Here is an 11,115-nt window from a genome sequence, read left to right on the forward strand (position 1 = left end):
CGCAATCGTGACGCCGCGTTCAGTAACGTGTAGACGCATCGGGCCACTGCCACCGGCGTTTCCTCCGCCGTATGCAGCGCCCCTGCCCGGTATGTGCCCCAGCCGCCGGCCCTTCGCTGCAAGCTCTGCTCGCTCCCCTCAATCCCTTGATCGGAGAAGCCCCTTCATGGTGTTTCGCGTTTCCATCGCACTGGTCCTGCTGCTGGTGCTGCTCGCCGGCGTTGCACCGGGGCCCTTCAATGCCGTGGTGCAGAGCATCCTCGGTGAACTCATCCGCGGCATCGGCTGGTTGTACCTGCTGGTCGTGTTCCTGGCGCTGGTGTTCCTGATGTACCTGGCGTTCGGCCGCTTCGGCAACCTGCGCATCGGCGGTGAAGACGCCGAGCCGGAATTCTCGCGGGCCAGCTGGATGTCGATGCTGTTCGCCGCCGGCATGGGCATCGGCCTGGTGTTCTGGGGTGCGGCCGAGCCGATTTCGCACTTCAGCAAGCCCCCGGAGGGACTTGCGCCCGAAAGCATGGACGCCGCGCGTGCAGCCATGCGCTATGTGTTCTTCCATTGGGGCCTGCACCCCTGGGCCATCTATGCGCTGATCGGCCTGGCGATGGCCTGGTTCCAGTTCAACCGCAACGGCCGTGGCCTGGTCAGCGACATGCTGCAGCCGATCATCGGCCGCCACCATCGCGGCTGGATCGGCCGCGTGGTCAACATCGCGGCCGTGGTCGCCACCGCGATCGGTGTCGCCACCACGTTGGGCTTCGGCACCATCCAGATCGCGGCCGGTGTGGAGCGCGTGTTCGGGCTGCAGGCCACGGTGCCGATGCAGATGACCATCATCGCCATCGCCTTCGTGCTGTACATGGCGTCCACCGCCAGTGGTGTCGAGCGCGGGGTGAAATGGCTGTCCAACTTCAACCTGGCCCTGGCCGCACTGCTGGCGGCCACCGTGCTGGTACTGGGGCCGACGGGCTTCATCTTCGATACCTTCACCACCACGCTGGGCTCCTATCTCAACCAGCTGGTCACCATGAGCCTGCGCATGTCGCCCTTCTCGGGCAGCACCTGGGTCGCAGACTGGACGATCTTCTACTGGGCCTGGTGGATCTCGTGGGCACCGTTCGTGGGCTCGTTCATCGCCCGCATCTCGCGTGGCCGCAGCGTCCGCGAATTCGTCATCGGCGTGGTGCTGGCGCCGACCCTGCTGGGTTTCTTCTGGTTCGCCGTGTTCGGCGGGACGGCGCTGTGGGCACAGATCTTCGGTCATGCCGATCTGGTGCAGGCGCTCGGCAACGGCTATGAAACCGTGCTGTTCACCCTGTTTGACAGCCTGCCGGCTTCGCTGATGCTGGCGGTGGTGGCGCTGGTGCTGCTGATGATCTTCTTCGTCACCTCGGCCGACTCCGCGGTGCTGGTGCTGGCCAGCATGTCCACGGACGAGGCCGGTGATCCGCCCCTGAAGCGCAAGCTGGCGTGGGGCATCGCCGTCGCGCTGATCGCTGCGGCGCTGCTGCTGGCCGGTGGCCTGGATGCACTGCAGGGCATGATCACCATTGCGGCACTGCCGTTCGCGCTGCTGATGGTGCTGGTGATGGTGTCGCTGTACCGGGTGCTGGACCAGGAGTACACGCGCGAGCGGCGGCAGACGCAGCGCCAGCGGCACATGATCGATGCGTGGATCGCGCGGGAGATGGCGGCGCAGGAGGAAACACAGGCGGAGGCGGCGCGCGCGCAGGATCAGGATTGAAGATGGTGTTTTGCAGCCTGCGGCTGCACTGCTTTTCTTTCAAGCAAGAGCGAGTTCGAGAGCCAGAGCGGCTCTGGTTTTCTGCTGGTTGGGTGGGGCGGAGTGGGTGGGCAGGACACGCCGTAAACCCCCAGCCCGGCCCAGCCGCTGGCGGCTGGGCGTTCGGGCGCTTGCGAAGCAGTGCCTCGCAAGCAAAGCGCCCTCACCCATGGGGCTCGATGGCGCCTTGCTCGTGTGCGCAGGACAGCGCACACGAGCATGCGGCGACCGAGCTTACATGGGCGTACTTGCAGCGTCCCCCAGACAACCCGCCCGCCCGGCCAAGCCAAGCATCATTGAAACCACCACCACCGCAGAGGGGGCTGCGCCCGTTGGCCGGGAAACTTCAGTAGCCCGCCGCCTGCCCGTCCTTGCGGCTCTCCGACGCGCCGTAATACACGCCCGTCTCCGGATCACGCAGGATCGCCTGGTAGCCGCCATAGGGCCCATCGGCGAACACCACGCGATGGCCCTTGCGCATCAGTGCGCGCACCGTCTCATACGGGAATCCGGTTTCCAGATTCACTTCACCGCCATCGCTCATTGCCGTGGCCTGCCCGGTCGGTTCAGTGGAACCTTCGTGCTGGATGCGCGGTGCGTCGCCGGCTTCCTGCAGGTTCATGCCGAAGTCCACCAGGTTCATCACGATCTGCGCATGGCCCTGCGGCTGCATCGCGCCGCCCATCACCCCGAAGCTGGCGTAGGGCTTGCCACCCTTGGTGATGAACGCCGGGATGATGGTCTGGAACGGTCGCTTGCCCGGCGCGTAGCCGTTGGGATGGTGCTTCTGCAGCACGAACATCTCGCCACGGTCCTGCAGGATGAAGCCCAGTCCCGGCGGTGCCATGCCGCTGCCCATGCCACGGTAATTGGACTGGATCAGCGACACCATCATGCCGTCGGCGTCGGCCACGGTCATGTAGATGGTGTCACCCTCTTCCAGCTGCTTCGGGGTGCCCGGCTGCACTTCCTTCAGGGCCTTGTCCATCGAGATCAACGCGCGACGCTGCGCCGCGTACTCCTTGGAAACCAGCTTCTGCACCGGTGCCGGCTGGAACGCCATGTCGGCATAGAAGCGCGCGCGGTCGGCGAACGCCAGCTTCTTCGCTTCCACGAACAGGTGCACATGCTCGGGTGAGCCGAACGGAATCTTCGAGAAATCGTAGCCTTCCAGCACGTTGAGGATCTGCAGCGCGGCGATGCCCTGGCTGTTCGGCGGCAGTTCCCACACATCGTAGCCGCGGTAGTTGCTGCTGACCGGTTCCACCCACTCACCGTGGTGGTCGGCCATGTCCTGGTAGCTCAGGTAACCGCCGTTGGCCTTGAAGTAGTCGCCGATGGTGCGGGCGATCTCGCCTTTGTAGAAGGCGTCGCGACCGCCGTCGGCGATCTTCTGCAGGGTGCTGGCCAGGTTCGGGTTCTTCCACATCTGGCCCTTGCGCGGGGCATGGCCGTCGATGGTGAACTGCTCGGTGAAGCCGGGGTACTTCGACAGGCGCGGCACCGAACGATCCCAGTAGTAGGCAATCACTTCGGCCACCGGATGGCCTTCGCGGGCATAGCGGATGGCCGGGGCCAGATTGTCGGCCATCGGCCTGCGACCGAAACGCTCGTGCAGGGCGAACCAGCCATCGACCGCGCCGGGCACCGACACCGGCAACGGGCCGGTAGCGGGAATCTCCTTCAGCCCGCGGCGCTGGAACTCGGCCAGCGTCAGCGACTTCGGTGAGCGTCCCGAGCCGTTGTAGCCGTAGAGCTTCTGCGTCTTCGGGTCCCAGACGATGGCGAACAGGTCGCCGCCGATGCCGTTGCCGGTCGGCTCCATCAGGCCCAATGCCGCATTGGCGGCGATCGCGGCATCGACGGCAGAGCCACCGCCCTTCAGCACGTCCAGCGCGATCTGCGTGGCCAACGGCTGCGAGGTGGCGGCCATCGCATGGGGCGCGATCACTTCCGAACGGGTGGCGAAGGTATGGCCGGTAATGCGATCGGCGGCCAGGGTCAGCGTGGGCACGGCAGCCAGCACGGCGGCGGCGAGCAGGGAACGGGCGAGGCATCGGGACACGGTCGGGGTCCGAGGGAGGGGTGATCCCCGATCTTCGCTGCTGCGGCCTGCACCTGGAATCAGGCAGAGGTCATGGGCGGCGATCACCGCCCGCCGGTCATCGTTCCAGTGGCGCCGGGCCATGCCTGGCACAGCGGCCGGTCGCCGCGGAATCCGCGCAAAAAGCGCCCTGAAAAGAGTGAATTCCGGTTCACTGAAACACTTTCAGCGGCAACCATCCTTCTGCCACAAGCGTTTGCACTGGATGCACGCGAAACCGAAGAAAAATCGGTCACCAGGGTTGACAGCGCCAAAATGGCTGTGTTTCTCTCGATCACATGTTGCATCACAACACGCCACCGCGAACCCACATCGAAGCCGCCGACACCGGCGCCGCCTCGCTGCGTTCGATTCTTGTGCTCGTACTTATTACCCAACCTACAGGTGCGGGACGAGCCAGCGTGTAAGCAACAGACACACCGGAACTCTTCAAAAACCCGCACCCGCCCCGGTGCGGGTTTTTTCATTTCAGGACCTGGTTTCAGACGCAACCACCATGCACACCGCCAACCACACAACCCGGACCCGCAGCACCACGATGCCCCGTGGGGGCTGTGCCTGTGCGATGCGCGGTACCACCTCCACCGCTTTCCCCTGACCGGCCGGCACGTCACCTCGACGACCGGCCGTTCTTTTTTTCTTCCCACCGCAAGGAACCTCCCCCATGAGCACCAACGACCTGCCCCAGACCAAGATCGCCGTCATCGGCTACGGCAGCCAGGGCCGCGCGCACGCGCTGAACCTGCGCGAATCCGGCTTCGACGTGGTGGTAGGCCTGCGTCCGGGCGGCCCGACCGAAGCCAAGGCGCAGGCCGACGGCTTCACCGTGATCGCGCCGGCCGAGGCGGTGAAGGACGCCGACCTGGTCGCCGTGCTGACCCCGGACATGGTGCAGAAGAAGCTCTACAACGAGGTGCTCGCGCCGAACATGAAACAGGGTGCCTGCCTGCTGTTCGCGCATGGCCTGAACGTGCACTACGGCATGATCGAGCCGCGCGCCGACCTGGACGTGGTGCTGGTCGCACCGAAGGGCCCCGGCGCACTGGTGCGCCGCGAGTACGAGATCGGCCGTGGCGTGCCCTGCATCTGGGCGGTTTACCAGGACACCAGCGGCCAGGCCGCGCAGCATGCGCAGGCCTATGCGGCCGGCCTCGGCGGTGCCCGCGCCAACCTGATCCAGACCACCTTCAAGGAAGAGACCGAGACCGATCTGTTCGGCGAGCAGGCGGTGCTGTGCGGTGGTGCCTCGGCACTGGTGCAGGCCGGTTTCGAGACCCTGGTCGAAGCCGGCTACCAGCCGGAGATCGCCTACTACGAAGTGCTGCACGAACTGAAGCTGATCGTCGACCTGTTCTACGAAGGCGGCATCTCGCGGATGCTGGAGTTCATCTCCGAAACCGCGCAGTACGGCGACTACGTGAGTGGCCCGCGGGTGATCGACGCCGGCACCAAGGAGCGCATGAAGGAAGTGCTGAAGGACATCCAGGACGGCACCTTCACCAAGAACTGGGTGGCCGAGTACGAAGCGGGCCTGCCGAACTACAACAGGTTCAAGCAGGCCGACCTGGAGCATCCGATCGAGAAGGTGGGCAAGGAACTGCGCGCCAAGATGGTCTGGTTGCAAGGACAGGCCGCGTAACCACGCGGCCTCCCCCACCCGCTCTGCAAGGTTCCCCCATGAACTCTTCCACACCTCGCAGCGCGCCGCCCAACGGCGCGCGCTGGCTGACCCAGGCACTGGAGGCCGAAGGCGTCCGTACGCTGTTCGGCTATCCCGGCGGCACCATCATGCCGTTCTACGACGCGCTGGTGGATTCGTCGCTGAAGCACATCCTGGTGCGCCATGAGCAGGGCGCGGCGCTGGCCGCCAATGGCTTCGCCCGCGCCAGCAACCAGGTCGGCGTCTGCGTGGCCACCTCCGGCCCGGGCGCCTCCAATCTGGTCACCGGCATCGCCGACGCGATGCTGGACTCGGTGCCGATGGTCTGCATCACCGGCCAGGTCGCCACCCCGCTGCTGGGCACCGATGCGTTCCAGGAACTGGACGTGTTCGGTCTGACGATGCCGATCGTCAAGCACAGCTGGCTGGTGCGCAGCGTCGACGACCTGCCGCGCGTGGTCGCCGATGCGTTCCGCATCGCCCGCGAGGGCCGGCCCGGCCCGGTGTTGATCGACCTGCCCAAGGACGTGCAGCTGGCCGATGCCGGTCATCTGCCCGCGCACGTGCCAGCCAGTGTCGAACCACCGCCGGCACCGGCCGAGGCCGCCATCGCCGAGGCCATCGCCGCACTGGCATCGGCGGAGAAGCCCGTGGTCTACGCCGGTGGTGGCATCGCGCTGGGCGATGCCGTGCAGGACCTGCGTGATTTCGTCGAAGCCAGCGCCATCCCCACCGTGATGACCCTGCGCGGCCTGGGCGCGCTGCCGGCCAGCCACCCGCAGTCGCTGGGCATGCTGGGCATGCATGGCACCCGCGCGGCCAACATGGCGGTGCAGGAAAGCGACCTGCTGCTGGTGCTGGGTGCGCGCTTCGATGATCGCGCCACCGGCAAGCTGGCCGAGTTCGCACCGTTCGCCCGCGTCGTCCACATCGACGCCGATGCCTACGAAATCTCCAAGCTGCGCAGCGCCGATGTCGCCGTCCCCGGCAATGTCGGTCATGCCATCCGCGCCCTGCGTGCCGCCTTCCCCTCCCCCAAGGCGCACCAGGAGGCATGGCGCAGGCGCTGCAGCCAGCATCGCGAACGCTTCATCGCGCGTTACGACGCGCCCGGCCAGCACATCTATGCGCCGGCGCTGCTGAAGCGCCTGAGCGAGCTGGCGCCGGCCGATGCGGTGATCGCCTGCGATGTCGGCCAGCACCAGATGTGGGTGGCCCAGCACTGCCGCTTCAACCACCCGCGCAACCACCTGACCAGTGGCGCGCTGGGCACGATGGGCTTCGGCCTGCCGGCAGCGATGGGTGCGCAGTTCGCCTGCCCCGAGCGCACGGTGGTGCTGGTGTCTGGCGATGGCAGCTTCATGATGAACGTGCAGGAGCTGGCCACCATCGCCCGCTGCCGCCTGCCGGTGAAGATCGTGCTGCTGGACAACAGTTCGCTGGGCATGGTGCGGCAGTGGCAGGAACTGTTCTTCGCCGAGCGCTACAGCGAGATCGATCTGTCCGACAACCCGGACTTCGTGGCCCTGGCCAAGGTGTTCGGCATCGCCGCCACCCGCATCGAGCATCGCGACGACGTCGAAGGCGGCCTGGCCGCGCTGCTGGCCGAGCCCGGCCCGGCATTGCTGCACGTGGCCATCGACGCACGCGCCAATGTGTGGCCGCTGGTGCCGCCGAACACCGCCAACAGCACGATGCTGGAAAGCAACCCCGCCCATGCCCGCCAGGAGATCCCCAATGCAATACCGGCTTGACCTGGTGCTGCACCCGGCCGAAGGCGCGCTGCTGCGCGTGATCGGCATGGCCGAGCGTCGTGGCTTCGCGCCGCGCGCGATCACCGGTGCGCCGATGGCCGCCGACGATGGCCGCTGGCACCTGCAGCTGGTGGTGGATGGACAGCGTCCGCCGGAGACCCTGTGCCGGCAGATGGAGAAGATCTACGACTGCGTGTCGGTGCAGATGACCGCACTGGAAGGAGTACTGCCATGAAGACCCGTACCGTAGCGACCACGGTGCCGGTACGGAGGCGTCTTCTTCGCCGCCCGCGCCCGCATGCGGCGGTCGCCTGCCCCGCGCTGGTGGCCCATGCCGGCCGCTGATGCCAGCAAGGAAAGCGATGTCGGCGACGTAAGCGTCGCCGACGTGCTGGCCGCGCAGGCGCGCCTGCGCCGTTTCCTGCCGCCCACCCCGCTGCACCATGCCGAGCGCTTCGGCACCTGGCTGAAGCTGGAGAACCTGCAGCGCACCGGCTCCTACAAGGTGCGCGGCGCATTGAACGCCTTGCTGGCCGGCCGCGAGCGTGGCGATGCGCGGCCGGTGATCTGCGCCTCCGCCGGCAACCACGCCCAGGGCGTGGCCTGGGCCGCCTACCGCTTGGACGTGCCGGCGATCACCGTGATGCCGCACGGCGCACCGGCCACCAAGATCGCCGGCGTCGCCCACTGGGGCGCGACCGTTCGCCAGCATGGCCACAGCTACGATGAGGCCTATGCCTTCGCGGTCGAGCTGGCGCAACGCCATGGCTACCGCTTCCTGTCCGCGTTCGACGATGCCGATGTCATCGCCGGGCAGGGAACGGTCGGCATCGAACTGGCCGCGCACGCACCGGACGTGGTGATCGTGCCGATCGGTGGCGGTGGCCTGGCCTCCGGTGTGGCGCTGGCACTGAAATCACAGGGCGTGCGCATCGTCGGTGCGCAGGTCGAGGGCGTCGACTCGATGGCCCGCGCGATCCGCGGCGACGTGCGCGAGATCGCGCCGGTGCCGTCGCTGGCCGATGGCGTGCGGGTCAAGATCCCCGGCTTCCTGACCCGGCGCCTGTGCACCTCGCTGCTGGACGACGTGGTGATCGTGCGCGAAGCCGAGCTGCGCGAAACCCTGGTCCGGCTGGCGCTGGAAGAACACATCATCGCCGAGGGCGCCGGCGCGCTGGCCCTGGCCGCGGGCCGCCGTGTGGCCGGCCGCCGCAAGTGCGCGGTGGTCTCCGGCGGCAACATCGATGCCGGCGTGCTGGCCGGCCTGCTGACCGATATCCGGCCGCGCCCACCGCGCAAGCCGCGGCGGCGCCGCAGTGACACCAACCGCACACCACCGCGCCCCGCCACCAAGGCCAGCGCCCCCGCCTCCCCCACCTCTTCCCCTTCCAACCTGCACGCCGTCGCACCCGCTGTCGAGGAGATTTCCCTGTGACCACCATCGAACGAATTACCCCCCCGCGCATCCGCATCTTCGACACCACCCTGCGTGACGGCGAGCAGTCCCCCGGCTGCAGCATGAGCCCACCGCAGAAGCTGGTGATGGCGCGTGCGCTGGACGAACTGGGCGTGGACATCATCGAGACCGGCTTCCCGGCCAGCTCGCAGTCCGACCGCGAAGCAATGGCACTGATCGGCCGCGAACTGCGCCGCCCGAGCCTGAGCCTGGCGGTGCTGTCGCGTTGCCTGCAGGCCGACATCGAAACCTCCGCACGTGCCCTGGAGGCCGCTGCCAACCCGCGCCTGCACGTATTCCTGTCAACCAGCCCGCTGCACCGCGAGCACAAGCTGCGGATGACCCGTGAGCAGGTACTGGAATCGGTCCGCAAGCACGTATCGCTGGCACGCTCGTACATCGACGACGTCGAATTTTCCGCTGAAGATGCCACCCGTACCGAGCTGGACTACCTGATCGAAGTCGCGCGGGTGGCCATTGCCGCTGGTGCCACCACCATCAACCTGCCCGACACCGTCGGCTTCACCACGCCGGAAGAGATCCGCGCGATGTTCCAGCAGGTCATCGCCGGCGTCGCCGACGTACCCAACGCGGCCAACGTGATCTTCAGCGCCCACTGCCATAACGACCTGGGCCTGGCCGTGGCCAATTCGCTGGCGGCCATCGAGGGCGGTGCGCGCCAGGTCGAGTGCACCATCAACGGCATCGGCGAGCGCGCCGGCAACTGTTCGCTGGAAGAGATCGCGATGGTGCTGAAGGTGCGCCAGGCGTTCTACGAGCAGGACAGCGCGATCAACACGCCGCGCATCGTCGGCACCTCGCAGCTGCTGCAGCGCCTGGTCGGCATGCCGGTCCAGCGCAACAAGGCCATCGTCGGCGCCAATGCCTTCGCCCATGAATCGGGCATCCACCAGCACGGCATGCTGCGCCATCGCGGCACCTACGAGATCATGCGCCCGGAAGACGTGGGCTGGGAGGACTCGCAGATGGTGCTGGGCCGCCACAGTGGCCGCGCCGCGGTCGAGGCGCGCCTGCGTGCGCTGGGCTTCTGGCTGGACGAGGATGAGCTGAAGCTGGTGTTCGAGCAATTCAAGGGCCTGTGCGAACAGCAGCGCGTGGTCACCGACGCCGACCTGCAGACGCTGATGCAGGGCGGTTCCAATGCGCAGGGTTATCGCCTGGCCTCGATGACCATCAGCGATGTCGGCAGCCGTGCCAATGCGCTGGTGGAACTGTCCGACCCGGAAGGCAACCGCGTGGCCGAGACCGCGCAGGGTGATGGCCCGGTCGATGCGCTGTTCGGCGCGCTGTCGGCCGCGACCGGCGTGCAGCTGATGCTGGACAGCTACCACGTGCACAGCGTCGGCATCGGCGCCGATGCGCGCGGCGAAGCCAATCTGAGCGTTCGCCACGACGGCATCGAGTACGACGGCACCGGCACCAGCAAGGACATCATCGAGGCATCGGCGCTGGCGTGGCTGGACGTCGCCAACCGCCTGCTGCGCCAGCGCCAGGCCGCCGCCACCGGCACGGCCGAAGCACAGACCCCCGCGACGGCCTGAGGACCCCGACATGAGCGCATTCGACACCACCGCCCTGCCCGCCGGGCAGAGCTGGAACGCCCAGGACTATGCCATCGACGCCGGTTTCGTACCCATGCTCGGCGGCGCAGTGGCGCGGCTGCTGGATCCGCGGGTAGGCGAGCACATTCTCGATCTCGGTTGCGGCGATGGCGTGCTGACCACCGAACTGGCGCTCAGTGGTGCGCGCATGCACGGGATCGACGCCTCGCCGGAAATGGTGATCGCCGCGCGTGCGCGCGGTGTCCAGGCGCAGGTGATGGACGGTCATGCACTGGCCTTCAATGGCGAATTCGATGCGGTGTTCAGCAATGCCGCGCTGCATTGGATGACCCGCCCGGACCGTGTCCTGGAAGGCGTGCGCCGCGCGCTGCGCCCGGGTGGCCGCTTCGTCGCCGAGTTCGGCGGTCATGGCAACGTGGCCACGATCATCGCGGCCGTGCAGGCGGCACGCGTGGCCCACGGCCATGCCGCCGTCGCCAACCCGTGGTACCTGCCCACCGCCGACGACTACGCCGACCGCCTGCGCCAGCATGGTTTCCAGGTGCAGCTGATCGAATGCACCGCGCGCCCGACCGCGCTGCCCTCCGGTGTCGCCGGCTGGCTGCGGGTGTTTGCCGCACCGCTGCTGGACGACCTGCCCACCCCTGCGCGTGCCATCGTGCGCGAGGCCGCTGCGGCGCTGCTGGACGATCTGCCGCGTGACCCCGCCGGCCAGCCGCTGGCCGACTACGTGCGCCTGCGCGTGCTCGCCCGCCGTCGCTGACGTGCCCCGTTC

At 67.6% G+C, this 11,115-nt stretch carries 8 protein-coding genes; 7 read left to right on the forward strand and 1 reads right to left on the reverse strand.

All coding sequences use genetic code 11. The features are described 5' to 3' along the window. The first annotated feature begins 166 nt into the window (after nt 1-166). Nucleotides 167-1,744 (forward strand): BCCT family transporter, encoded by a 1,578-nt coding sequence (locus Q5Z10_RS17785; RefSeq protein WP_303636686.1) that lies wholly within the window; start codon nt 167-169, stop codon nt 1,742-1,744. Between the two features lie 385 nt (nt 1,745-2,129). On the opposite strand, the gene ggt is transcribed toward Q5Z10_RS17785, so the two are convergent. Further along, nucleotides 2,130-3,848 carry a gamma-glutamyltransferase gene (ggt, locus tag Q5Z10_RS17790; RefSeq protein ID WP_303636687.1) on the reverse strand — a complete coding sequence of 573 codons (1,719 nt, stop codon included), beginning with the start codon at nt 3,846-3,848 and terminating at the stop codon, nt 2,130-2,132. A 703-nt stretch (nt 3,849-4,551) separates the two neighbouring features. Between ggt and ilvC the strand changes: the two genes are divergently transcribed. From ilvC to Q5Z10_RS17820, 6 genes are all read left to right on the forward strand, one after another. Continuing rightward, nucleotides 4,552-5,526, forward strand: coding sequence for a ketol-acid reductoisomerase (ilvC, locus tag Q5Z10_RS17795; protein ID WP_303636688.1), 975 nt, complete (start codon nt 4,552-4,554; stop codon nt 5,524-5,526). 38 nt (nt 5,527-5,564) lie between these two features. Then, nucleotides 5,565-7,301 carry an acetolactate synthase 2 catalytic subunit gene (gene ilvG / locus Q5Z10_RS17800; RefSeq protein ID WP_303636689.1) on the forward strand — a complete coding sequence of 579 codons (1,737 nt, stop codon included), beginning with the start codon at nt 5,565-5,567 and terminating at the stop codon, nt 7,299-7,301. Beyond that, nucleotides 7,285-7,536: an ACT domain-containing protein gene (locus Q5Z10_RS17805; RefSeq protein ID WP_303636690.1), complete on the forward strand. Its 252-nt coding sequence runs from the start codon at nt 7,285-7,287 to the stop codon at nt 7,534-7,536. Before ilvG ends, Q5Z10_RS17805 begins: the two co-directional genes overlap by 17 nt. Nucleotides 7,537-7,632: 96 nt before the next feature. After that, nucleotides 7,633-8,736: a threonine dehydratase gene (locus Q5Z10_RS17810; RefSeq protein WP_303636691.1), complete on the forward strand. Its 1,104-nt coding sequence runs from the start codon at nt 7,633-7,635 to the stop codon at nt 8,734-8,736. Beyond that, entirely contained in the window at nt 8,733-10,319 is a 1,587-nt protein-coding gene (locus tag Q5Z10_RS17815; RefSeq protein WP_442758926.1) for a 2-isopropylmalate synthase, read from the forward strand. Before Q5Z10_RS17810 ends, Q5Z10_RS17815 begins: the two co-directional genes overlap by 4 nt. Before the next feature lie 10 nt (nt 10,320-10,329). Continuing rightward, nucleotides 10,330-11,103 carry a class I SAM-dependent methyltransferase gene (locus Q5Z10_RS17820; protein WP_303636692.1) on the forward strand — a complete coding sequence of 258 codons (774 nt, stop codon included), beginning with the start codon at nt 10,330-10,332 and terminating at the stop codon, nt 11,101-11,103. The last annotated feature ends 12 nt before the right edge of the window (nt 11,104-11,115 follow it).

This window comes from Stenotrophomonas sp. 704A1 (assembly GCF_030549525.1).
In the GTDB taxonomy this organism is placed as follows: Bacteria; Pseudomonadota; Gammaproteobacteria; order Xanthomonadales; family Xanthomonadaceae; genus Stenotrophomonas; species Stenotrophomonas tuberculopleuritidis.